This window comes from Campylobacter sp. BCW_6873 (genome assembly GCF_001762365.1).
GTDB classification, from domain to species: Bacteria; Campylobacterota; Campylobacteria; order Campylobacterales; family Campylobacteraceae; genus Campylobacter_D; species Campylobacter_D jejuni.
In genome coordinates, this window is sequence record NZ_MJWS01000027.1 from 50,481 (window position 1) to 72,814 (window position 22,334).

A 22,334-nucleotide genomic window follows, 5' to 3' on the forward strand; every position below is an offset into this window, starting at 1 on the left:
CTTCAATTTTGAATATGCGTTAAGATAATTTTAGTATGTGAAATTTTATCAAAAAAACTTACTTTATTATCACAAACTTGATAAAAAATTTCATAATTTTTTGCTTTTAAATTTTGCTCAAAACCACAATCAGTTTTTTCTAAATTTTTACCCCGCCATAAAGCATTTGCCTTTAAAATATCACTTAAAATATCATCATAATATACATTTTTAAAAAATTTTTGATTAAACACTTTTTTATCATAACACACTGCATTGATGCAAATTTTATCCTTGATTTTGAGTTCAAAAAAAGCTTGCCCTAGTTTATAAACTTCCAAATTTAAAGCATTATTTTCTTTTTTTAAAAAAGCTGCATCATTGATTTTTATCATAGGAGAAGCAATCAAAACCATCAAGCTTTGACTTGAAAAATTTTGATTTTTCACACTACAAGCACAAAGAAAAAAAACAAAACATAGAGCTAAACAATGTTTCAAATTTAACCTTATTTGAGATTTTTAAAACTGATATTTAACTCTAAATCAAGCTCTTTTACAAGCTTCATCACAGCTTGTAAATCATCGATTTGTTTTGCTACAACACGAATTTCTTCACCACGAATCGAAGAGTTAACTTTAAGCTTGCTATCTTTAATAGCTTTATTGATTTTTTTAGCATTTTCACTATCAATAGCATCGTTTGCTTTCAAATTTAAACGAAACATTGCTCCACTTTCACGAGAAAGCTCTTTAATAGCATTAGGATTAATTCCTCTTTTGATAAGTTTAGAAATCACTATATCTTTTAGAACATCAAGTTTTCCTTCACTAGAAGAACTGAGTTTAAAAATACTCTCTTTTTCGCTTAAATCAATCTCACACTTAATTCCTTTTAAATCATAACGACTATCAAGTTCTTTTTTAGCTTGTTCAAAAGCATTTTTTAACTCTTGCTTATCTAAAGCTGCTGAAATATCAAAACTATGTTCACTTGCCATTTTCTATCCATTCTTTTAAATTATTATAAACTATATCCATTAAAGCATTTAAAGCTTCCTTACTCGCCCATGCAACATGAGGGGTGATAATAAGATTTTCTTTATTTTTAATGCTTAAAAGCGGATGATTTTTCATCATAGGTTCAATTTCTAAAACATCAAGCCCTACACGAATATTTTTTTCATCTATGATTTTAGCTAAATCATTTTCATTGATAATCCCACCTCTTCCTACATTAATCAAAATCGCATTATCTTTTAAAAGCTTTAATTCTTCAAAGGTGAGTAAATTTTTAGTTTTTTCATTTAAAGGTGCATGGATACTTATAATATCGCAAGTTTTCAATAAATCTTTTAATTCCAAATGTACAAAATCTGCGTTTTTATTAGCTCCACTCGTAGAATAATAATAAATTTCGGCTCCAAAAGCCTTTGAAATTTTTGCCACTTCTTTACCTATAGCTCCTAAACCTATAATACCATGTTTTTTACCACTTAAGGTGTTTAAAATTCTACTATAATCTGTAAAAATAGAACTTTCACACCATTTACCCTCTTTGCTCCATTTGTCATAATAAAGCACTTGATTTAAAAAAGTAAACATAAACGCAAAAGTATGTTGTACAACACTCATGGTAGAATACCCAGCAGCATTTTTTACAATAATACCTTTTTCTTTAGCATACTCAATATCGATATTATTAACCCCTGTAGCAGTTTCTAAAATGAGTTTTAAATTTTTACAAGCATCAATCACATCTTTATCAATTACAACCTTGTTTGTCATGGCGACATTAGCATCTTTTAAACGCTCTATGGTTTGCTCTTTATTTGTTGTAGTATAAATTTGCAAAGAACCAAATTTTTCAAAAACACTTAAATCATAATCCCCTAAAGTTGCCGCATCTAAACAAACAATTTTCATTTTTCAATCCTTTATAATATGTCCTACAAATTTAGAATAATTATCAAGCACAAGTCCTCCTTTTCTAAATCCTAAGCCACACCCTTCATAAGCAAAGAAAACACCTGCTTGATAGTATTCGTTTTCACATGAATTAAACTCTACATATTCTTGATAAATAGCCTTATTATTCCCGTAAGGACCTACATTCTCATGCAAAGTTTTTCCATCTTTAATTATACTGATATTTGCACCTTCTCTACCAAAAACAGGTTTTTTAACATAATTTTTACCCTCTAAAGGAGTATCTTTTGTTTCTAAAAGTAATGGATGATTTGGATAAAGCTCCCATAAAATTTTTAAAATTCCCTTAGATTGAAATAAAAGCGTATAAGCAGGATTTAAAATAATCACTCTTTGATTACGCATGATCTGAGTTAAAAGCATAGCAAGTTCACCCTCTTCTATAGCTATATCCTCCCAAGGAATAAGCTTAAACCAATACTCATAATTTTCACCCTCTTTAAAAATTCCTTCTTCACTAAATTCTACCTCATCTACAAAGGAAAAATTAGTTTGAAAACCTGCTTCATTGGCTATATGGGAAAGTAATTTTGTAGTGATTTCTTCTTCTTTGCTTCCTGCAACACTTGAAAAAAGAATTTTCCACCCTTGGTAATGCTCTTCAAACTCTTCAACACTTTCATCAAGGGTAATAAGTCTTTTAAAATTATCCATCAAACTTTCATAAATGCTATTAAATTGTGCGCTTTCATCCATTCCATTTTGTTTTAAAAGTGCCCATTGTAAAATCGCACTTTCAAAAAGAGCAGTAGGGGTATCAGCATTAAATTCTATAAGTTTTATAGGCTTACCATCAAGCCCACCCGCTAAATCAAAACGCCCATATAAATGCCAATGAACCTCATTTTCCCAACTCATTTTAATCGCATCAATAAGATTAAAAGGGATTCCAAGCTCATCAAAACGATCATTGTCAATCACTTCTTGCGCTGCAGCAATAAACATATCATAAAGCTCATTTACCGCTTCATAATAAGCATTAACTTCACTTTCCTTAACACAAACTAACTTATTGCTAATATAATCACTTCCATCTTCATCTGTATGCCAAGAAAAACCTATATTTTCTAAATAATCTTTTTGAAGTTTGTCTACTTGTAATAATTGCATTATTTATCCTTAAGAACCAAAAGAAGAACTAGAACTTGTGGCTTTAGAGCCTCCACTAAAAAAACCTGATTTTTTAGCACTTGAAGCGGAGCTTGTTGTACCTGCTTTATTAAAACTATTAACACTCCTTTGATAAGCACTTTGATTTGAAAAAGCACCGCGTTGTTGGTTGGCAAAATTTTGATTATTGAAAAGTTTTGAACCTATCCAACTTCCCAAAATAGCGCCTGCAGCACTTGCGAGTAAAGTTTCTCCCAAACTCAATCCTCCACTACTGATTTGTCCATTGTCTTTAGTTAAATTTGAAGTTCCATTATCAATTTTAGCTGCTTCTTCTTTAATCAAAGCATCCATTTCTTCTTTGGATAAAATTCTTTCTGTACCATTAAGATCTTTTAAAACTACCCTTGTTTCATCACTTGGATATTGATCTTTGATTTTATACTGCCCTGGAGCTGTTTCTTCGATAATTACAAAAGCTCCTTGAACATTAGCTGCTTGATTTAAAGTATCTGCATTGTCATTATTACTTCCACAACCTGCTAAAGCACCTCCAGCAACAGCTGCTAAACCACCTATCATACCAATTTGAATGATTTTTTTGATTTTTTTCATAAGTTTATCCTAAAAACAGAAAATTTAAATTAGAAATTTTAACAAAAAATAATAAATACTTTTTAATACCGAATGAAGATTTGTAGGTATAAAAAAAGCCCTTTCGGGCTTTTGGGTTAGAGTCTTGACTCGTAGCGTCTAAGCATATAAAGTCTTTTAAGCATTTTTTTGCGTGCTGAAATTTTTTGTTTTTTGCGAATTTCAGTCATAGGCTCGAAAAATCTTCTTGCTCTTACTTCAGTTACAACTAGATTTCTATCTACTTGCTTTTTGAATTTACGATACGCTTCATCAAAAGACTCGTTAGGATGCACCTTGATTCCTGGCACAGTCCTCACCACCTTTCATGTGTAAATTTTTGTTGTGAAATATAATTATAAAACACTTCTTATTAATTCTAACTTAGAAAGCATTTAAAAATTGTTTTAGTTTTTATCGGCTATAATCTTTAGTTACAAAGTGCTAAAAATTATAATTAAGGTCTAAAAATGCAAGGACACATTACAAACTATACAAAAAAACGATATTTTATATATTTAATTGCAAGTATTGTCATATTTGCTCTACCTTTCATAAGAATTAATGAAAATCATTTTTTTCTTTTAAGTTTTGATCACTCTAAATTAAACCTATTTTTTATTTCTTTTTCAACACAAGAATTTTATCTCATGCCTTTTATTCTTATATTTCTTTTTTTATTTATTTTTTTTATTACAACTTTAGGCGGAAGAATTTGGTGTGCTTGGAGTTGTCCACAAACGATTTTTAGAGTTATATATAGGGATATTATACAAACTAAATTTCTTAAAATTCGCAAAAATATTAATAATAAACAAAAAGAATATGAGGGACAATATTTTAAAAAATTTCTTGGAGTAATAATTTTTTATTTTATATCTTTAGTTGCTGTTAGTAATTTACTTTGGTACTTTATTCCTCCTGAAGATTTTTTCAATTATATTCAAAATCCTGGTGAGCATCTACTTTTACTTGGAGTTTTATTTTGTGCTAGCTTACTTTTTACTTTGGATATTACCTATTTACAAGAAAAATTTTGTATTTATGTCTGTCCTTATGCAAGAATACAATCTGTAATGTTTGATCATGATACAATGCAAGTGATCTACGATGAAAAACGCGGGGGTTTGATTTATGATGGACACATCAAACTTCATAAAAAACCGCCTGAAGGAGAATGCATAGGTTGTGAAGCCTGTGTTAGCATCTGTCCAACTCATATTGACATACGCAAAGGAATGCAACTTGAATGTATTAATTGTCTTGAATGTGCCGATGCTTGTTCTAAGGTACAAAGCAAATTTAATCGTCCAAGTTTGATCAATTGGACAAGTGCAAAAGCTATTGAAACGCGTTCTAAGGTTCATTATTTAAGATTTAGAACGATAGCATATTTTATAGTTCTTTTAATTGCTTTATTGGCTTTAATTATCATGGGAAGCAAAAAAGAAAGCATGCTTTTAAATATCAATCGTAGTAGTGAATTATATAATATTTCAAATGTTAAAGGTAAATTAGTCATTTCAAATGCTTATACCTTTTTGTTTCAAAATACAGATTCTAAACCTCATGAATATTATTTTACAGCAAATTTAGAAGGAATAAATGATGGAATTGAAATCATAAGACCAAACAAACCTTTTAAATTAAAAGCAGGAGAACAAGTTAAAAAAATAGTTGTTATCAAAGCTACAAAAAATTTAGCAAACAACGATAAAAAAGATGTAATCTTTCCTTTACATATAAAAGCTTATGCAAAAGATAATGAAAAAATTTCGGTTTTTAGAAAAAGTATATTTGTATACCCCAAAAACACTCTTACAAAGGATAAAAAATGAACTCAAATAGAACACCATCACAAAAAGTTTTAGCTAGACAAGAGAAAATCAAAGCAGTGGCCTTAGAGCTTTTTTTAACAAAAGGTTACCAAGAAACAAGTTTGAGTGATATTATTAAATTATCCGGAGGATCTTATTCTAATATTTATAATAGTTTTAAAAGCAAAGAAGGATTATTCTTTGAAATTTTAGATGACATATGTAAAAAACATTTTCATCTTATTTATTCCAAAACACAAGAAATTGAAAATGGTACTTTAAAAGAAATTTTAACTTCTTTTGGTTTAACTTTTATAGAAATTTTTAATCAACCAGAAGCTGTAGCTTTTGGTAAAATTGTTTATTCTCAAGTTTATGATAAAGATAGACACCTTGCTAATTGGATAGAAAACAATCAACAAAATTTTTCCTATAACATACTTATGGATTTTTTTAAGCAACAAAATAATTCTTATATGAAAAAAAACGCAGAAAAACTTGCTGTTCTTTTTTGCACTATGTTAAAAGAACCTTATCATCATCTTAATGTTTTAATTAATGCTCCTTTGAAAAATAAAAAAGAACAAAAAGAACATGTTGAATTTGTTGTAAACGTTTTTCTAAATGGGATCAATGGCTCCAAAGCTTAAAAAATAATTTTATTAACCAAAATTAAGATATAATTAGCCAAAAATTTTTGTAATAAATATTACAATTTTTAATTTAATTTTTCAAGGTAAAACCATGAAATTATTTCAAAACAATACTATTTTAGCTTTAAGTGTTGTGCTTTTACTCACTGCTTGTAGCAAAGAAGAAGCACCAAAAATACAAATGCCGCCTCAACCTGTAACGACAATGAGTGCTAAATCTGAAGATTTGCCACTTAGTTTTACTTATCCTGCTAAACTTGTCAGTGATTATGATGTTATTATAAAACCTCAAGTTAGTGGCGTAATAGTAAATAAACTTTTTAAGGCTGGAGATAAGGTAAAAAAAGGACAGACATTATTTATTGTAGAGCAAGATAAATTTAAAGCTAGCGTTGATTCAGCTTACGGACAAGCTTTAATGGCTAAGGCAACTTTTGAAAACGCGAGCAAGGATTTTAATCGTTCGAAGGCTCTTTTTAGCAAAAATGCAATCTCTCAAAAAGAATACGACTCTTCTCTTGCTACATTTAATAATGCAAAAGCTAGTCTAACAACTGCTAGAGCACAACTTGCAAATGCAAGAATTGATCTAGATCATACCGAAATAAAAGCTCCTTTTAATGGTACTATAGGAGATGCTTTAGTTAATATAGGGGATTATGTAAGTGCTTCAACAACTGAACTAGTTAGAGTTACAAATTTAAATCCTATTTACGCAGATTTCTTTATTTCAGATACAGATAAACTAAATTTAGTCCGCAATACTCAAAGCGGAAAATGGGATTTAGACAGCATTCATGCAAATTTAAATCTTAATGGAGAAACCGTTCAAGGCAAACTTTATTTTATTGATTCCGTTATAGATGCTAATAGTGGAACAGTAAAAGCCAAAGCTGTATTTGATAACAACAACTCAACACTTTTACCGGGTGCTTTTGCAACAATTACTTCAGAAGGTTTTATACAAAAAAATGGCTTTAAAGTGCCTCAAATAGCTATTAAACAAGATCAAAATGATGTTTATGTTCTTCTTGTTAAAAATGGAAAAGTAGAAAAATCTTCTGTACATATAAGCTACCAAAACAATGAATACGCTATCATTGACAAAGGATTACAAAATGGCGACAAAATCATTTTAGATAACTTTAAAAAAATTCAAGTTGGTAGCGAAGTTAAAGAAATTGGAGCACAATAATGTTTTCTAAATTTTTTATCGAAAGACCTGTTTTTGCTTCAGTTGTTGCAATTATCATTTCTTTAGCTGGAGTCATCGGTCTTACAAATTTACCCATAGAACAATATCCTTCTTTAACTCCTCCTACAGTTAAGGTAAGCGCAACTTACACAGGAGCTGATGCACAAACCATTGCTTCAACGGTTGCAAGTCCTATCGAAGATGCAATCAATGGTGCAGATAATATGATTTATATGGATTCAACTTCAAGTTCTTCAGGAACTATGAGTTTGACTGTCTATTTTGATATCGGCACAGATCCCGATCAAGCCACTATAGATGTTAATAATAGAATTTCAGCTGCAACTGCAAAAATGCCAGATGCAGTTAAAAAACTTGGAGTAACTGTTAGAAAAACTTCTTCAGCAACACTTGCTGCAATTTCTATGTATTCAAATGATGGTTCAATGAGTGCAGTGGATGTATACAACTACATCGCTTTAAATGTTTTAGATGAGTTAAAAAGAGTTCCGGGAGTTGGGGATGCAAACGCTATAGGAAATCGTAATTATTCTTTAAGAATTTGGCTAAAACCTGATTTATTAAATAAATTTGGAATCACAGCTACTGATGTAATTTCTGCGGTTAATGACCAAAATGCTCAATACGCAATTGGTAAAATTGGCGAAGAGCCCGTAACTCAAAAATCCCCTTATGTTTATTCAATCACTATGCAAGGAAGACTACAAAATCCTAGTGAATTTGAAAATATTATTTTAAGAACAAATGATGATGGATCATTTTTAAGACTTAAAGATATAGCTGATGTAGAAATAGGATCACAACAATACAGCTCACAAGGACGATTAAATGGCAATGATGCAGTTCCGATTATAATCAATCTTCAATCAGGGGCAAACGCATTGCATACAGCAGAACTTGTCCAGGCTAAAATGCAAGAACTTTCAAAAAATTTCCCAAAAGGTTTAACATATAAAATTCCTTACGACACAACAAAATTTGTGATAGAATCAATCAAAGAAGTAATTAAAACTTTTGTTGAAGCTCTAATTTTAGTTATCATTGTTATGTATATGTTCTTAAAGAATTTCCGTGCAACGCTTATTCCTATGATAGCTGTACCTGTTTCATTATTAGGAACTTTTGCTGGACTTTATGTTTTAGGCTTTAGTATTAACTTGCTTACGCTTTTTGCCTTGATTTTAGCTATAGGGATTGTTGTAGATGATGCGATTATAGTTGTAGAAAATATCGATAGGATTTTACACGAAAATGAACAAATAAGCGTAAAAGATGCTGCTATCCAAGCGATGCAAGAAGTTAGCTCTCCGGTTATTTCAATTGTTCTTGTACTTTGTGCTGTTTTTATACCCGTTTCTTTTATATCAGGTTTTGTTGGAGAAATTCAAAGACAATTTGCCCTTACCTTAGCAATATCTGTAGCCATATCAGGTTTTGTTGCTCTTACTTTAACACCTTCTTTATGTGCACTCTTTTTACGACGTAATGAAGGAGAGCCATTTAAATTTGTAAAGAAATTTAATGATTTTTTTGATTGGAGTACTTCTGTATTTAGCACAGGAGTAGCATATATTTTAAAAAGAACCATTCGCTTTGTTTTAATTTTTTGTATTATGCTTGGGGCAATTTTTTATCTTTATAAAGCTGTACCAAGCTCTTTAGTTCCTGAAGAAGATCAAGGTTTGATGATTGGCATTATTAATCTTCCTTCGGCTTCAGCACTTCATAGAACAATCTCAGAAGTTGATCATATAAGTCAAGAAGTTTTAAAAACCAATGGAATTAAAGATGCAATGGCTATGATAGGATTTGATCTTTTTACAAGCTCATTAAAAGAAAACGCTGCTGCAATGTTTATAGGCTTGCAAGATTGGAAAGATAGAAATGTGAGTGCTGATGAAATCGCCATGGAACTTAATAAAAAATTTGCTTTTGATCGCAACGCTTCAAGTATATTTATAGGCCTACCTCCTATACCTGGATTAAGCATCACAGGTGGTTTTGAAATGTATGTTCAAAACAAAAGTGGAAAAAGTTATGATGAAATACAAAAAGATGTAAATAAACTTGTTGCTGTAGCCAACCAAAGAAAAGAACTATCAAGAGTAAGAACAACCCTTGATACAACTTTCCCTCAATACAAGCTTATAATTGATAGAGATAAATTAAAACACTACAATCTTAACATGCAAGATGTTTTTAACACAATGAATGCAACTATAGGCACTTATTATGTTAATGATTTTTCTATGTTAGGCAAAAACTTCCAAGTAAATATCCGTGCAAAAGGTGATTTTAGAAATACACAAGATGCATTAAAAAATATTTTTGTAAGATCAAACGATGGAAAAATGATACCACTTGATTCTTTCTTAACTTTACAAAGAAGTTCAGGGCCTGATGATGTAAAACGATTCAACCTTTTCCCAGCGGCACAAGTTCAAGGTCAACCCGCACCAGGTTATACTTCAGGTCAAGCTATAGAAGCGATTGCTCAAGTAGCAAAAGAAACTTTAGGGGATGATTATTCCATAGCTTGGAGTGGATCAGCCTATCAAGAAGTTTCTAGCAAAGGAACAGCAAGCTATGCTTTTGCTTTAGGGATGATATTTGTCTTCTTAATTCTAGCTGCCCAATATGAAAGATGGCTTATACCTTTAGCAGTTGTAACAGCTGTGCCTTTTGCGGTATTTGGATCATTTTTATTGGTATATTTAAGAGGATTTAGCAATGATATATATTTTCAAACAGGACTTTTGCTCTTGATTGGACTTTCAGCTAAAAATGCTATCTTGATCGTAGAATTTGCAATGGAAGAGCGCTTTAAAAAAGGCAAAGGAGTTTTTGAAGCAGCTGTTGCAGCAGCAAAACTTCGTTTTCGTCCTATCATAATGACTTCTTTGGCATTTACTTTTGGGGTCTTGCCAATGATTTTCGCAACAGGAGCAGGAAGTGCTTCAAGACACTCTTTAGGAACAGGGCTTATTGGTGGAATGATCGCAGCATCAACTTTAGCGATATTCTTTGTGCCTTTATTTTTCTATCTTTTAGAAAATTTTAATGAATGGCTAGATAAAAAAAGAGGTAAGGTTCATGAATAAAATAATTTCAATTAGTGCTATAGCAAGTTTTACTCTTTTGATTTCAGCTTGCTCTTTAAGTCCAAATTTAAATATTCCCGAAGCAAACTATAGCATTGATAATAAGTTTGGAGCCTTATCCTGGGAAAAAGAAAACAATAGCTCTATCACAAAAAATTGGTGGAAAGATTTTGATGATGAAAATTTAAATAAAGTGGTTGATTTAGCACTTAAAAATAATAATGATTTAAAACTTGCCTTCATACACATGGAACAAGCTGCTGCTCAATTAGGTATAGATTTTAGCAGTTTGTTGCCAAAATTTGATGGTAGCGCAAGCGGTAATCGTTCAAAAACAGCTATAAATGCTCCAAGCAATCGAACCGGGGAAGTAAGTTACGGTAATGATTTTAAAATGGGGCTTAATTTAAGCTATGAAATCGATCTTTGGGGAAAATATCGCGATACATATCGCGCCTCAAAATCAGGCTTTAAAGCAAGTGAGTATGATTATGAAGCTGCAAGACTTTCTGTTATTTCAAATACGGTTCAAACTTATTTTAATCTTGTAAATGCTTATGAAAATGAAAATGCTCTTAAAGAAGCCTATGAATCTGCAAAAGAAATTTATAGGATTAATGATGAAAAATTTCAAGTTGGCGCTGTAGGTGAATATGAACTTGCTCAAGCAAGAGCCAACTTAGAAAGTATGGCTTTGCAATATAATGAAGCAAAATTAAATAAAGAAAATTACCTTAAAGCTTTAAAAATTTTAACTTCAAATGATTTAAATGACATACTTTACAAAAATCAAAACTATCAAGTTTTTAATCTTAAAGAATTTGACATTCCAACTGGAATTTCAAGTACCATCTTGCTTCAACGTCCAGATATTGGCTCTTCTTTAGAAAAATTAACTCAGCAAAATTATCTTGTTGGAGTAGCTCGCACGGCTTTCTTACCTAGTCTTTCTTTAACAGGATTATTAGGATTTGAAAGTGGGGATTTAGATACCTTGGTTAAAGGAGGTTCTAAGACTTGGAATATAGGTGGAAACTTTACTCTGCCTATTTTTCATTGGGGTGAAATTTACCAAAATGTAAATTTAGCTAAGCTTAATAAAGATGAAGCTTTTGTAAATTATCAAAATACTTTGATTACTGCTTTTGGAGAAATTCGCTATGCTTTAGTAGCTAGAAAAACTATACGCTTACAATACGATAATGCACAAGCAAGCGAACAATCTTACAAAAGAATCTATGAAATTGCTAAAGAACGCTATGATATAGGAGAAATGTCTTTGCAAGATTATTTAGAAGCACGTCAAAATTGGCTTAATGCTGCGGTTGCTTTTAATAATACTAAATATTCTTATGCTAATTCCATAGTAGATGTAATCAAAGCATTTGGTGGAGGATTTGAGCAAAGCGAAGATATGAGTAAAAATATAAAAGAAGAATCAAAAAATTTAGATATGTCTTTTAGAGAATAGTTTATTCTATTCTCTAAATAAATTAAAAATCTTTGTCTAAATCTGCATCTGTAATTTCATAAGCCTTGTAAATAGCAGGCAATAATTTTCTTATAGCATAATCAAAATGATAAAATTGCCTATATACCTCTTCTGGATTTAAATTTTTAGCATTCTTAAAATCAAATACTTCAGTATTATTGATTTTGGCAATATTTTCATCAAAATAAGAGTAAAACTCTGCTCTTTGTTTAAACAAAGCATTTAAATTTTGAACAATTTTGGCTTTATCCATTTTATATCCTTTTTAAATAATTTAAAAACTTAATCCCATTTTTTATTTAAGAAATAAAAAATTTACTCCTATTTTAGCTAAAAATTGATAAAGTTATATCTTAAATATTTTAATATATAGGCCACTTATGAATTTATTTCAAAATTTAGCTTTAAAATACTCTCATACTATGATGGAAAAATCCCTCCAAAAAGGTTTCAATGTCGAACTTTTAAAACAACCCGAAGAAAAAATTCCAAAACAAGACAAAAGCTATATGCTTTATGCCCATGTACCTTTTTGCCATACTTTTTGTCCTTATTGTAGCTTTCATAAATATTATTATGATGAAAATTTAGCCAAAGTGTATTTTCAAAATCTTAGAGAAGAAATTAAAATCATGAAAGATAAAGGTTTTGATTTTACTTCCATGTATGTGGGTGGTGGTACAACACTGATTAACGAAGAGGAATTATTAAAAACCTTAGAACTTTGTAAAAAATTATTTAATATAAAAGAAATTTCATGCGAAAGTGATCCAAATCATATTGATCCAAATAAGCTTTTTATGTTTAAAGGTATAATTGATCGTTTAAGTTGCGGAATTCAAAGTTTTGATGATGAAACTTTAAAAAAAGTGGCAAGATATAGTAAATTTGGTTCATCTAAAGAACTTCAAGAAAAAATTTCAAAAGCTTTAGGAATTTTACCTATTTTTAGTATAGATCTTATTTTCAATCTTCCAGGACAAAGCGAAAAACAACTTTTAAATGACTTAGAAATTGCTACAAATTTAGCCCCACAACAAATCACAACCTATCCTTTAATGAAATCAAATCTTACCAAAGATAATATCGCTAAAAGTCTAGGAGTGAGCATTAAAGATAATGAATTTACTTATTATCAAATCATATGCGAATTTTTTAAAGACTATACCCAAAACAATGGTTGGAGTTTTTCTTTAGAAAAAAACAAGCTTAATGACGAATATGTCAGTTCTCATCATGAATACCTAGGAGTAGGCAGCGGGGCTTTTAGCTTTTTAGATGGGGAGCTTTTAATTAATGCATTTAATCTAAATGATTATGCTAAATTTATACAAGAAAAACAAAATGCTAATATAGCCAAAGCTTGTTTTGATAAAAAAGAGATTATCAAATATGTCTTTTTAACTGAAATTTTTTCAGGGAAAATAGAAATTGATAAATTTAATAAAACTCTAAATTGCAACCTCGAAAAAGAACTTTTCATAGAACTTTTAGGGCTTAAAACAAGTGGTGCCATCATAAAAGATCAAAATGCTTTAATCGCAACCGAATTTGGTCAATATCTTTTTGTGGTTTTAATGAAAGATTTTTACATAGGAATGGATCTTGTGCGTGCAGTATTTAGAGATGATAAGCGTCTTAAAAATAAAGATTATATCGATATCATGAAAGAAAATATTGATCCGCTTAACTCCGCTAGTATGGAATTTAAAGCGGAGACAAACTAAAAGGGGCGAACAACCATCATTAAAGCGATAATAATAAACATTATAGTTGGGAATTCATTATAAATTCTAAAATATTTCCCACTTTTAGCAGAAGTATCATTTGCTAAAGCTTTTAAACAATAATAATTATGTATATGGAAAATAATCAAAAGTGTAACACAGGCAAGTTTAACATGCATAAAACCCGAACCTACCATTAAAACTTCCTTATGAGCATGCAACATTAAACTTCCTGTGATTAAAGTCACAATCATTGCAGGAGTTTGTATATAAAAATAAAGTTTTCTTTCTTGAATTTTTACAATCTCGACAAAACCTTTATTGTCTTTATGTTCAGCATGATACACAAAAAGACGAGGTAAATAAAAAAGACCCGCCATCCAAGAAACAAATGCCAAATAATGCACCCATTTAATCCAAAAATAATAATCATTAATCCATTCTGTCATCTTTTTTCCTTTTTTTAAATATTTCTTGTATTAAAATCAAAGCCACACTTATATTTATCATGACATCTGCAACATTAAAAATAGCAAAATTAAACCATTTATGCCAAAAAAACATATCCACTACACCTCCATGTATAAAACGATCCAATAAATTTGAAACACCAGCACCAAGCATCATTCCAAAAGCTATATTATGAGTTTTTAAAAGTGTTTTTTGCCAAAAAAGATAAATAAAAAGCACGCCAATTAAAGCAAGATGTAAATATTTTAAATTATGTTCTAAAAAACTCAACATTGAAAAAGCTACGCCTGTATTTAGAGCATAAGTTAAATCTAAGTATTCACTCTGCCATCTAAGTCCTGCTAAAGTTAAGGATTTTACCCATTGATCAAGGGCAAAAACCAAAACAAAGACACCCCAAAAATAAAAAATAAATTTAAAAGTTTTAGCCATTTAAAGCTTTCTTAAAAAACTCCACAACATTTTTCATTTCTTTTTCTAAGAGCTTAATATCTTTAGCTTCTAGCAAAAGTCTTATCAAATTTTCTGTTCCAGAATAGCGAAATAAGGTATTAATATTTTTATTTTCTAAATCTTTTTTTAATTCTTTTAAACCTTTAATTTTATCTAAATCTTTTTTTTCTGCAATTTTAAGATTGGTTAAAAGCTGAGGATAAGGTTTGACTTGACCCAAAATAGAGCTTGCAGATTTTTTCTTAGAAAGCATTAAAGCACTAAATTGCAAAGCAGCTATCAAACCATCTCCAGTTTTTGCATAATTACTAAAAATAATATGCCCACTTTGCTCTCCACCAAAATTTCCACCATTAGCTTTTAATTTTTCAAGCACATATTTATCGCCCACATTACAAGTATCAAGTTCTATACCATGTTTATTTAAAAATTCTTTTAAAGCACCATTACTCATTATAGTGACTACAACACTTGATTGTAATTTACCTTGTTCTTTAAGATAAAGTGCTAAAACCCCTAATAAACTATCTCCATTAGCCACTTCGCCTTTTTCATCTACAACCACCAAACGATCTGCATCACCATCAAAAGCAAAGCCTACATCTGCACGCAAACGCTTTACCTCAGCAGCTAAGTTTGCAGGATGCAAAGCTCCACAATTTTCATTGATATTAAGTCCATTAGGTTTATCGCTCATTACTATAACTTCAGCGCCTAATTCCTTAAAAACAGTAGGTGCTACCTTATAAGCTGCCCCATGAGCCACATCTAAAACCACACGCAAAGACTTTAAAGTAAGATCTTTTGGAAAAGAATTTTTAATAGAAACAATATATCTTCCTATAACATCATCAATTCTTTTTGCTTGACCAATTTTTTCCATATCTACCTTAGAGGCTTGTATAAGCTTATCATCAAAATAAATTTCTTCTATTTTTTTCTCTATATCTTCACTGAGTTTATTTCCATGAGCATCAAAAAATTTAATACCATTGTCATAATAAGGATTGTGAGAAGCTGAAATCATAATCCCTGCATCACAACGCATATCTTCAGTTAAGAACGCAATCGCAGGAGTTGGCATAGGACCAATTTGTATAACATTATATCCTATAGAAGTAAGCCCTGAAACAATAGCATTTTCTATCATATAGCCACTTCTTCTTGTATCTTTTCCTACTAAGATATTATTAGTAATACTTTTATCTTTAAAATAAATACCCGCAGCCATTGCTAAACGCATAGCCAAAAAACTATCTAAAAATTCACCCGCTTTTCCACGAACTCCATCGGTTCCAAAAAGTTTCATTGCAAACCTTTCTAGCAAAAATTTAAAGACAATTATAACAAAGCTAAGATAAAGAAATTTAAACAAGCTCTAAAAATAGAGCTTGTTTAGAACCTTATAGTTCAGGTTTAGGAGTTCTTTCAGTAGAAATAGGAAGTTGTGGATAAACAATTGCTGGTTTTGTTCCTGTTAAAGATTTTAAGAAAGTTTCAATACTTTTTGCTTCTTTATCAGAAATTTTAATGCCAAGTTGCACACTACCCATTTCCTTAATAGCATCTTTTAGATTCCAAATCGCGCCATTATGAAAATATGGAGCAGTTTCAGCAACATTTCTTAAAGTTGGAGTTTTTACCATGCCATTTGCATCACCTTTAAAATCGCCTAAATTTGCAAATTTATATTTACCAGCAACTTCGAACGCTTGCATATTGCCACCTAAATTCACACCATTATGACAAGCTACACAACCTTTATCTATAAAAAGTTTTAAACCTTGTTGCTCTTCTTTTGTTAAAGCTTTTTCATCGCCTTCTAAAAATTTATCAAAACGTGATGGCGTGATTAAAGTTCTTTCAAAATTTGCGATTGCATCAGCAATATTGTCAAAATTTACACCACTTTTACCATAGATTTTTTTAAACTCACTCACATATTCAGGCAAAGATGAAATTTTTTCTACTGCAAGTTTAGCAGGAGTTGCCATTTCAGGATCAGCTTGGATTGGACCTTTAGCTTGATCGGCTAATGTTCCTGCACGACCATCCCAAAATTGAGTATTATTTAAAACTGCATTATAAACTGTTGGTGAATTTAAATGATGGGGATTTGCTGTCCATTTATGACCCACTGCAGCACTGATTCCATCTATTCCACCAAGTCCTACATTATGACAGGTATTACAAGAAATGATACCACTTTTTGAAAGGCGTGGTTCAAAATAAAGCTTTTTACCAAGCTCTGCTTTTTCAAGAGTAAATTCACTAGCCTTTACTCCATTTTGTTTCAAAATTTCATCAACGCCTTTTTGATCTTTTGGTAAGGCAACAAGACCTGAATTTTTAGCTTCATCTATAAGACTTGCAGCATTTAAGCTTGAAAAAGCAACTAAGGATGCGATTAGCAATGATTTTACTTTCATTTACAAACTCCTATTAAAAATAAATTAAAATAAAATAATAATCATTTAGAGCTTAAATAAAAATAAATATTATTAAAAAATATTTACAATTAATTAATACTATTTTTATCTTAAAAATTATTTTTTGTTTATTTATTTTCATAAGATATAATTTTTAGTTATAAATCTTAAAATTTTAAGATGATTTGAAAAGGATATTATGGAAAATTTAATAATTTACGCTTTTATATATCTTTTAGGTTCAATCCCTTTTGGGCTAATCCTAGCTAAATTTTTTGCTAAAACTGATATCAAAAAAGAAGGTTCAAAAAGTATAGGGGCAACCAATGTTTTAAGAGTAGTAAAAGAAAAAAATCCCAAACTAGCAAAAAAACTTGCCATTGCTACAATAATTTTAGATTTTGCAAAAGCAGCTATTCCTTTACTAATCTTGAAATTTCTTCATTATGATCAAGCTTTGCTTTGGAGCGTGGCAGTTTTGGCTATTTTTGGACACTGTTTTTCAATTTACTTGTTATTTGAAGGAGGGAAAGGCATAGCAACAGGAGCAGGTGCTATGATAGTTTTGCTTCCATTGGAAGTGCTTACAGCATTTATTGTGTGGGTAGTTATTGGAAAAATTTTCAAAATATCTTCGCTAGCTTCTTTAGCAGCGTTACTTGCTTTTGTTATAAGTTCTTTTATATTTAATTATGACTTAGAAATTCATACGCATGCACCCGTTTTCATTATCGCTTTTATTATAGTATATAAACATCTACCTAATATTAAAAGATTGATTTTTAAAGAAGAATGCAAAGTCATATAAAAATAAAATTTCACTTTAAGTGTATCATCGGTATATTAGATTTCGAAAGAAGGAAAAAACAAAAAATTATTATCAAGCTTAAAGCTAAAGCAAATGAATTTTTAAATTATGCAGAGGTAATTACCAAAATTAAAAAATGGTATAAAAAAGAAGAATTTTACACCCTTGAAGAGTCTTTAGACTTTGTAAGCTTAAATTTAAAAAAAGATTTTCCTAATTTAACCAATCTTAACATAAAAATTTTCAAACCCCATATAATAAAAAATGCTACAGTTGGGGTTAAATTGAAAAAAAAATATTAATTTTTTTTTAAAGATATCTAAACATTTACTTAAGCTATGATATAATTCTTTAAATTTTTCTTAATAAGGATAGAACAAATGAGAATTTTAGTTATAGAAGATGAGATTAGCCTAAATAAAACAATTATAGACAATCTTAATGAATTTGGTTATCAAACCGATTCTTCTGAAAATTTTAAAGATGGAGAATACTTTATCGGCATTAGACATTATGATTTAGTTTTAGCAAACTGGACTTTACCTGATGGAGATGGAGTGGAACTTGTTAACACTATTAAACATAAATCTCCAAGAACTTCAGTTATGATTATGTCTTCAAAAACAGACAAAGAAACAGAAATCAAAGCTTTGAAAGCTGGAGCTGATGATTTTGTTAAAAAACCTTTAGATTTTGATATTCTACTCGCAAGAATTGAAGCAAGACTAAGACTTGGCGGAACCAATGTTATTAAAATTGAAGACTTAGTTATTGATCCAGATGAGGAAAAAATTACTTATAAAGGTCAAGATATAGAACTTAAAGGAAAACCTTTTGAAGTTTTAACGCACTTAGCAAGACATTCGGATCAAATTGTATCCAAAGAACAACTTTTAGATGCCATCTGGGAAGAACCTGAGCTAGTAACTCCAAATGTTATCGAAGTAGCTATCAATCAAATTCGTCAAAAAATGGATAAACCATTAAATATATCTACCATAGAAACAGTTCGTCGTAGAGGATACCGTTTCTGCTTCCCTAAAAAATCTTAACAATTTTGCACCTTCGGTGCAAAAAATTTATCTTTATTTCTATTTTTATATTTTATTTAAGTTTGGTTATTGTATAAACTAAAATTATTTTTTAAATTTTTGAAAGGTTATGATGTCTCTTTTAATTACAAAAGACTGCGTATGTTGTGATGCTTGCAGAGAAGAATGTCCTGATGAAGCTATTTATGAAAATAGTCCAATTTATGTAATAGACCCTGATCTTTGTTCAGAGTGCGTTAATGATTTTTCAGAGCCTGCCTGTATTGTTGCTTGCCCATATGAATGTATCATTCCTGATCCTGATAATGTAGAAACTATAGAAGAATTAAAACTCAAACATAGAGATAGAGAATTTTAATGGCAAAAAAAACAGCCGTTGTTGATCTTGGCTCAAACTCCATTAGAATGGTGATTTTTGAAAAAACTTCTAGATATGGTTTTTATACAACTTGCGAATACAAACGCAAAGTAAGACTTGGAGAAAATGCTTATAATAATGGCAAAATTCTCCAAGAAGAAGCCATGCAAAGAGCCGAAGATGCCTTAGCTTTTTTCAAACAATGCGCTTTAAAGCATAAGTGCAAAAAAATATTTATAGTAGGCACATCAGCCTTAAGAGATGCCCCAAATTCAAAAAATTTCATTAAAAGAATCAAAGATAATCTGTCTTTAAATATACGCTGTATAGATGGAAAAAGCGAAAGTTACTTAGGTGGTCTTGCAGCTCTAAATTTATTAAGTCCTTTTAAGGATGGAACCACTTTAGACATAGGTGGTGGTTCTAGTGAATTGTGTTTAATAAAAAATAATAGAATTATTTCTTGCATATCTCTTGATATTGGCACTGTTAGGCTAAAAGAATTGTTCTATGATACTGGAAAAATGGATTCTTTAGAAGAATTTATAAAACCAATTTTAGAACAAATTCCTAAAGAATTTTGCAATCAAAACCTTATTGCAATAGGTGGAAGCTTAAGAGCAATATCTAATTCCATCATGCAAAAAAATTCCTATCCACTGAAAAATTTACATGATTTTCGCTATATGCTAGATGAAGAAAAAGGACATATTTTAAAAATTTTTAATTCAAACTTAGACTCTTTAATCAATTTTGGCATAAAAAAGGATCGTTTTGATACCATTAAAGAGGGTATATTTATTTTTTTAAAGATTGCGGAAAAAATAAAAGCCAAACAAGTTATCACGAGTGGGGTTGGAATCAGAGAAGGAGTTTATTTGCAAGATTTACTTCGTCCTAAAATCACATTTCCACCAAATTTCAATCCTAGTTTAAAATGTTTGCAAGATAAATTTTTACAATCAAAACAAAAAAATAAAACTCCACATTTTGCTCTGCAAATTTTTACAACCCTTAAAAATCTTCATAAACTTAACGATAACTATAAGCATACTTTACTAAATGCTGCTAAATTATGCCATATTGGAGAATATTTAAATTTCTATTTTGCTAATGAACATTCTGCTCATTTTGTACTAGGTGGATTAAATTATGGATTTTCACATAAAGAAAAAGCTTTAATTGCTAGCATTATTAAGCTTAATGGAAAAAAAGTTAATCCTTATAATCTTGAACCCTATAAGCAACTTTTACCCAATATTCATACCATTTCATGGCTTAATTTTATTTTGTGCCTAGCTAAAACTTTAAGCGCAAATGAAGATAAGATTGATTTTGCCTTTGCAAACAATACTCTTTATATATATCAAGAAAACAAAATTCTTAATTTACCCAAAGATGAGCTCAAAAAAATTGCAAAACCAGCTACCATAGCATTAGCAATCAATCAAAAAATTTAAGATTTTTTACCTTTTTGACGCTGCTCTATAAGATTTTGAATTCTTTTTTTATTCTCTTCAAAAAAAGAATCAAAATTTTTCTCTGTTTTTTCTGTATGTTTTATTGTTTGTTCCTCTGGAATTTCAATACTTTCTAAAAGCACATTGGAATTACCTATTATCATTGTATAACGTTTATTAGCGTGATCAAAAACAACAAGTTGATTATTTTTATCTAAAAATCTTTGGAAAATCATAGTAAAATCTCTAGAAACATTGTTATTTTTATAAACCATAGTCTTTTTAAACCACCAAAGTACTATTAACAAAATAACTAAAATTAGCATTACTAAGATATAATTTGTATAATCATACCCTTCTAAACTTGTACTTTTTGGTTTAGGCATTAATTCTTGAGAATTATTCGCAGTTGTTGTAGGTGCAGATTCGATATTTGCTTTCCCTTGCTCTATAGCTCGTATCCTTACTCCAAATTTATCATTGATAGAGCTAAGTTCTAAATTAATATTTTGTTTGTTTTGTAGCATAATATAGGTATTATTATTTTTAGAACTAATACTAATTTTATCTACAAGTTGAGAGTTAAGTTCTTTTAATTCATCTTTAGAATACGTTAAATCACTAAAAGTTAAAAGAGTTAAATTTTTTTCTTTTTTTTGAGAAATATTGCCATTATAAGCATTATCAAAAGAAAGCATTAAATCTACTCGATCATTTCTATCGTAGATATTATAACTAATCAGCTCAACACTATATAAAGGTAAAATTAAAAAAAATAATACTAGTAATCTCATTTAAATTTCTTTTTTAAAGTATTGAAGCACAGTCTTAGAATCCAAAATTTCATTAATTCTTATAGCGAGATTTTTTTCATAAACCATAACCTCGCCTTTGCCAAAAATTCTTTTATTGATATAAAGCTCAACGCTTTCTCCAGCAGGCTTTTCAAGATCAATAACCGAACCTACTTCAAGTTTTAAAAGCTCTGCTACACTCATATTTGTAGTTCCGAGCTCGCTTACAAAATCTACTGTAATATCTAAGATATCTTCATAAGATTGTAAAAGCCCATGATGAATGTTAAACTCTATATCATCGCTCATTATTTGCAATATCCTATTCTAAAATAACAATTTTCAAATTTATAAGTTAAAGCTTCATCTAGAACTATTTCAGAAAAATCAACTTTTCCTAAATATTCGGGAATTCCAAGTTTATACTCGTCATCACCCTTAGCATCATTTAACAAATTTTTAGCATAACCTATAATCTGATTGGCACATTCTTTAGTTAAATCGCACCAGTCATCTTCTTTAAATTTTTCATCATTAATTAAAATTTCTGCAATTTTTTTTAAAAATTCTTTTGGAAAAAATAAATAAAAATTACATTCTCCTTCGCTTTTGCCCATGATAGGAATACTCGCTCCATAAAGTTCACCGCTTATATCTTGAGCTGCTTCAATGCGAAGTCTTAAGATATGCTCGCAAAAATGAGTGATGGAATACTCAAGAATCTTTAACATAGCTACCACCTTTATAAAAAACTTAATTTAAAATTATAGTAAATATAAAATAAAAATATGTT

24 protein-coding genes and 1 pseudogene are annotated in these 22,334 nt (G+C 29.9%); 11 read left to right on the plus strand and 14 right to left on the minus strand.

The annotated features are described in order from the left end of the window. Window positions 1–2: 2 nt before the first annotated feature. From AJ932_RS00935 to rpsU, 6 genes are all read right to left on the minus strand, one after another. Complete coding sequence (locus AJ932_RS00935) at window positions 3–479, minus strand: hypothetical protein (RefSeq protein WP_044778510.1); 477 nt, start codon at window positions 477–479, stop codon at window positions 3–5. Between the two features lie 8 nt (window positions 480–487). Continuing rightward, window positions 488–979 carry a YajQ family cyclic di-GMP-binding protein gene (locus AJ932_RS00940; protein WP_002854188.1) on the minus strand — a complete coding sequence of 164 codons (492 nt, stop codon included), beginning with the start codon at window positions 977–979 and terminating at the stop codon, window positions 488–490. Next, window positions 969–1,904, minus strand: coding sequence for a D-2-hydroxyacid dehydrogenase (locus tag AJ932_RS00945; protein ID WP_070233642.1), 936 nt, complete (start codon window positions 1,902–1,904; stop codon window positions 969–971). The genes AJ932_RS00940 and AJ932_RS00945 overlap by 11 nt, the downstream gene beginning before the upstream one ends. A 3-nt stretch (window positions 1,905–1,907) precedes the next feature. Then, on the minus strand, window positions 1,908–3,077 hold the full coding sequence (locus tag AJ932_RS00950) for a glutathionylspermidine synthase family protein (protein WP_070278294.1): 1,170 nt from the start codon (window positions 3,075–3,077) through the stop codon (window positions 1,908–1,910). 9 nt (window positions 3,078–3,086) lie between these two features. Beyond that, window positions 3,087–3,692 carry a UPF0323 family lipoprotein gene (locus tag AJ932_RS00955; RefSeq protein WP_002870776.1) on the minus strand — a complete coding sequence of 202 codons (606 nt, stop codon included), beginning with the start codon at window positions 3,690–3,692 and terminating at the stop codon, window positions 3,087–3,089. Between the two features lie 116 nt (window positions 3,693–3,808). Next, window positions 3,809–4,021, minus strand: coding sequence for a 30S ribosomal protein S21 (gene rpsU, locus AJ932_RS00960; RefSeq protein WP_002780697.1), 213 nt, complete (start codon window positions 4,019–4,021; stop codon window positions 3,809–3,811). Window positions 4,022–4,180: 159 nt separating this feature from the next. On the opposite strand from rpsU, the pseudogene ccoG reads away from it, so the two are divergent. The 5 genes and pseudogenes from ccoG to cmeC all read left to right on the plus strand — a co-directional run bounded on the left by ccoG (window position 4,181) and on the right by cmeC (window position 11,968). After that, window positions 4,181–5,558, plus strand: a pseudogene (gene ccoG, locus AJ932_RS00965) (cytochrome c oxidase accessory protein CcoG). Next, entirely contained in the window at window positions 5,545–6,177 is a 633-nt protein-coding gene (cmeR, locus tag AJ932_RS00970; protein WP_002861132.1) for a multidrug efflux system transcriptional regulator CmeR, read from the plus strand. Before ccoG ends, cmeR begins: the two are co-directional and overlap by 14 nt. Before the next feature lie 94 nt (window positions 6,178–6,271). Beyond that, window positions 6,272–7,375 carry a multidrug efflux RND transporter periplasmic adaptor subunit CmeA gene (gene cmeA / locus AJ932_RS00975; RefSeq protein ID WP_070278299.1) on the plus strand — a complete coding sequence of 368 codons (1,104 nt, stop codon included), beginning with the start codon at window positions 6,272–6,274 and terminating at the stop codon, window positions 7,373–7,375. Beyond that, complete coding sequence (gene cmeB / locus AJ932_RS00980; RefSeq protein WP_074470127.1) at window positions 7,375–10,497, plus strand: multidrug efflux RND transporter permease subunit CmeB; 3,123 nt, start codon at window positions 7,375–7,377, stop codon at window positions 10,495–10,497. Before cmeA ends, cmeB begins: the two co-directional genes overlap by 1 nt. Next, window positions 10,490–11,968, plus strand: a complete 1,479-nt coding sequence (gene cmeC, locus AJ932_RS00985) for a multidrug efflux transporter outer membrane subunit CmeC (RefSeq protein ID WP_070233647.1) — start codon at window positions 10,490–10,492, stop codon at window positions 11,966–11,968. The genes cmeB and cmeC overlap by 8 nt, the downstream gene beginning before the upstream one ends. Window positions 11,969–11,990: 22 nt before the next feature. On the opposite strand, the gene cmeU is transcribed toward cmeC, so the two are convergent. After that, the gene (gene cmeU / locus AJ932_RS00990; protein ID WP_002861128.1) at window positions 11,991–12,242 is read right to left on the minus strand and encodes a CmeU family protein; all 252 of its coding nucleotides are present in this window, start codon (window positions 12,240–12,242) and stop codon (window positions 11,991–11,993) included. 127 nt (window positions 12,243–12,369) lie between these two features. On the opposite strand from cmeU, the gene AJ932_RS00995 reads away from it, so the two are divergent. After that, window positions 12,370–13,716, plus strand: coding sequence for a coproporphyrinogen III oxidase family protein (locus AJ932_RS00995; RefSeq protein ID WP_070278303.1), 1,347 nt, complete (start codon window positions 12,370–12,372; stop codon window positions 13,714–13,716). On the opposite strand, the gene hemJ is transcribed toward AJ932_RS00995, so the two are convergent. From hemJ to AJ932_RS01015, 4 genes are all read right to left on the minus strand, one after another. Further along, entirely contained in the window at window positions 13,713–14,165 is a 453-nt protein-coding gene (hemJ, locus tag AJ932_RS01000) for a protoporphyrinogen oxidase HemJ (protein ID WP_070233649.1), read from the minus strand. The genes AJ932_RS00995 and hemJ overlap by 4 nt on opposite strands. Continuing rightward, entirely contained in the window at window positions 14,149–14,619 is a 471-nt protein-coding gene (gene lspA / locus AJ932_RS01005; RefSeq protein ID WP_070233650.1) for a signal peptidase II, read from the minus strand. Before lspA ends, hemJ begins: the two co-directional genes overlap by 17 nt. Beyond that, window positions 14,612–15,949, minus strand: a complete 1,338-nt coding sequence (glmM, locus tag AJ932_RS01010; RefSeq protein WP_070233651.1) for a phosphoglucosamine mutase — start codon at window positions 15,947–15,949, stop codon at window positions 14,612–14,614. The genes lspA and glmM overlap by 8 nt, the downstream gene beginning before the upstream one ends. Before the next feature lie 94 nt (window positions 15,950–16,043). Continuing rightward, window positions 16,044–17,069 carry a cytochrome-c peroxidase gene (locus tag AJ932_RS01015; RefSeq protein ID WP_070278305.1) on the minus strand — a complete coding sequence of 342 codons (1,026 nt, stop codon included), beginning with the start codon at window positions 17,067–17,069 and terminating at the stop codon, window positions 16,044–16,046. Window positions 17,070–17,268: 199 nt separating this feature from the next. Here AJ932_RS01015 and plsY point away from each other — a divergent pair, with 199 nt between their 5' ends. The 5 genes from plsY to AJ932_RS01040 all read left to right on the plus strand — a co-directional run bounded on the left by plsY (window position 17,269) and on the right by AJ932_RS01040 (window position 20,747). Then, window positions 17,269–17,877: a glycerol-3-phosphate 1-O-acyltransferase PlsY gene (plsY, locus tag AJ932_RS01020; RefSeq protein WP_002860289.1), complete on the plus strand. Its 609-nt coding sequence runs from the start codon at window positions 17,269–17,271 to the stop codon at window positions 17,875–17,877. Next, a complete protein-coding gene (locus AJ932_RS01025) occupies window positions 17,862–18,179 on the plus strand; it encodes a dihydroneopterin aldolase (RefSeq protein WP_002857609.1) in 318 nt (105 codons plus the stop codon). Before plsY ends, AJ932_RS01025 begins: the two co-directional genes overlap by 16 nt. Window positions 18,180–18,257: 78 nt before the next feature. After that, complete coding sequence (gene hsrA / locus AJ932_RS01030) at window positions 18,258–18,929, plus strand: homeostatic response regulator transcription factor HsrA (protein WP_070239998.1); 672 nt, start codon at window positions 18,258–18,260, stop codon at window positions 18,927–18,929. Window positions 18,930–19,041: 112 nt separating this feature from the next. Further along, window positions 19,042–19,287 (plus strand): YfhL family 4Fe-4S dicluster ferredoxin, encoded by a 246-nt coding sequence (locus AJ932_RS01035; protein ID WP_002854647.1) that lies wholly within the window; start codon window positions 19,042–19,044, stop codon window positions 19,285–19,287. Beyond that, the gene (locus AJ932_RS01040; protein WP_002857605.1) at window positions 19,287–20,747 is read left to right on the plus strand and encodes a Ppx/GppA phosphatase family protein; all 1,461 of its coding nucleotides are present in this window, start codon (window positions 19,287–19,289) and stop codon (window positions 20,745–20,747) included. Before AJ932_RS01035 ends, AJ932_RS01040 begins: the two co-directional genes overlap by 1 nt. Here the strand turns inward: AJ932_RS01040 and AJ932_RS01045 are convergent. From AJ932_RS01045 to AJ932_RS01055, 3 genes are read right to left on the minus strand one after another with little or no spacing between them, the layout of a single operon-like run. After that, the gene (locus tag AJ932_RS01045) at window positions 20,744–21,541 is read right to left on the minus strand and encodes a hypothetical protein (RefSeq protein ID WP_070278307.1); all 798 of its coding nucleotides are present in this window, start codon (window positions 21,539–21,541) and stop codon (window positions 20,744–20,746) included. The two genes, AJ932_RS01040 and AJ932_RS01045, sit on opposite strands and share 4 nt — an antisense overlap. After that, window positions 21,542–21,850, minus strand: coding sequence for a flagellar motor switch protein FliN (fliN, locus tag AJ932_RS01050; protein ID WP_002824739.1), 309 nt, complete (start codon window positions 21,848–21,850; stop codon window positions 21,542–21,544). It abuts the gene before it with no gap. Continuing rightward, a complete protein-coding gene (locus tag AJ932_RS01055) occupies window positions 21,850–22,272 on the minus strand; it encodes a chemotaxis protein CheX (RefSeq protein ID WP_002854524.1) in 423 nt (140 codons plus the stop codon). The genes fliN and AJ932_RS01055 overlap by 1 nt, the downstream gene beginning before the upstream one ends. Between the last annotated feature and the right edge of the window lie 62 nt (window positions 22,273–22,334).

Excerpts from the sequence above, each read along its gene's own strand:
- AJ932_RS00940 (WP_002854188.1), bottom strand. The coding sequence starts at position 979 with ATGGCAAGTGAACATAGTTTTGATATTTCAGCAGCTTTAGATAAGCAA.
- AJ932_RS00945 (WP_070233642.1), bottom strand. The coding sequence starts at position 1,904 with ATGAAAATTGTTTGTTTAGATGCGGCAACTTTAGGGGATTATGATTTA.
- AJ932_RS00950 (WP_070278294.1), bottom strand. The coding sequence starts at position 3,077 with ATGCAATTATTACAAGTAGACAAACTTCAAAAAGATTATTTAGAAAAT.
- AJ932_RS00955 (WP_002870776.1), bottom strand. The coding sequence starts at position 3,692 with ATGAAAAAAATCAAAAAAATCATTCAAATTGGTATGATAGGTGGTTTA.
- cmeR (WP_002861132.1), top strand. The coding sequence starts at position 5,545 with ATGAACTCAAATAGAACACCATCACAAAAAGTTTTAGCTAGACAAGAG.
- cmeA (WP_070278299.1), top strand. The coding sequence starts at position 6,272 with ATGAAATTATTTCAAAACAATACTATTTTAGCTTTAAGTGTTGTGCTT.
- cmeB (WP_074470127.1), top strand. The coding sequence starts at position 7,375 with ATGTTTTCTAAATTTTTTATCGAAAGACCTGTTTTTGCTTCAGTTGTT.
- cmeC (WP_070233647.1), top strand. The coding sequence starts at position 10,490 with ATGAATAAAATAATTTCAATTAGTGCTATAGCAAGTTTTACTCTTTTG.
- cmeU (WP_002861128.1), bottom strand. The coding sequence starts at position 12,242 with ATGGATAAAGCCAAAATTGTTCAAAATTTAAATGCTTTGTTTAAACAA.
- AJ932_RS00995 (WP_070278303.1), top strand. The coding sequence starts at position 12,370 with ATGAATTTATTTCAAAATTTAGCTTTAAAATACTCTCATACTATGATG.
- hemJ (WP_070233649.1), bottom strand. The coding sequence starts at position 14,165 with ATGACAGAATGGATTAATGATTATTATTTTTGGATTAAATGGGTGCAT.
- lspA (WP_070233650.1), bottom strand. The coding sequence starts at position 14,619 with ATGGCTAAAACTTTTAAATTTATTTTTTATTTTTGGGGTGTCTTTGTT.
- glmM (WP_070233651.1), bottom strand. The coding sequence starts at position 15,949 with ATGAAACTTTTTGGAACCGATGGAGTTCGTGGAAAAGCGGGTGAATTT.
- AJ932_RS01015 (WP_070278305.1), bottom strand. The coding sequence starts at position 17,069 with ATGAAAGTAAAATCATTGCTAATCGCATCCTTAGTTGCTTTTTCAAGC.
- plsY (WP_002860289.1), top strand. The coding sequence starts at position 17,269 with ATGGAAAATTTAATAATTTACGCTTTTATATATCTTTTAGGTTCAATC.
- AJ932_RS01025 (WP_002857609.1), top strand. The coding sequence starts at position 17,862 with ATGCAAAGTCATATAAAAATAAAATTTCACTTTAAGTGTATCATCGGT.
- hsrA (WP_070239998.1), top strand. The coding sequence starts at position 18,258 with ATGAGAATTTTAGTTATAGAAGATGAGATTAGCCTAAATAAAACAATT.
- AJ932_RS01035 (WP_002854647.1), top strand. The coding sequence starts at position 19,042 with ATGTCTCTTTTAATTACAAAAGACTGCGTATGTTGTGATGCTTGCAGA.
- AJ932_RS01040 (WP_002857605.1), top strand. The coding sequence starts at position 19,287 with ATGGCAAAAAAAACAGCCGTTGTTGATCTTGGCTCAAACTCCATTAGA.
- AJ932_RS01045 (WP_070278307.1), bottom strand. The coding sequence starts at position 21,541 with ATGAGATTACTAGTATTATTTTTTTTAATTTTACCTTTATATAGTGTT.
- fliN (WP_002824739.1), bottom strand. The coding sequence starts at position 21,850 with ATGAGCGATGATATAGAGTTTAACATTCATCATGGGCTTTTACAATCT.
- AJ932_RS01055 (WP_002854524.1), bottom strand. The coding sequence starts at position 22,272 with ATGTTAAAGATTCTTGAGTATTCCATCACTCATTTTTGCGAGCATATC.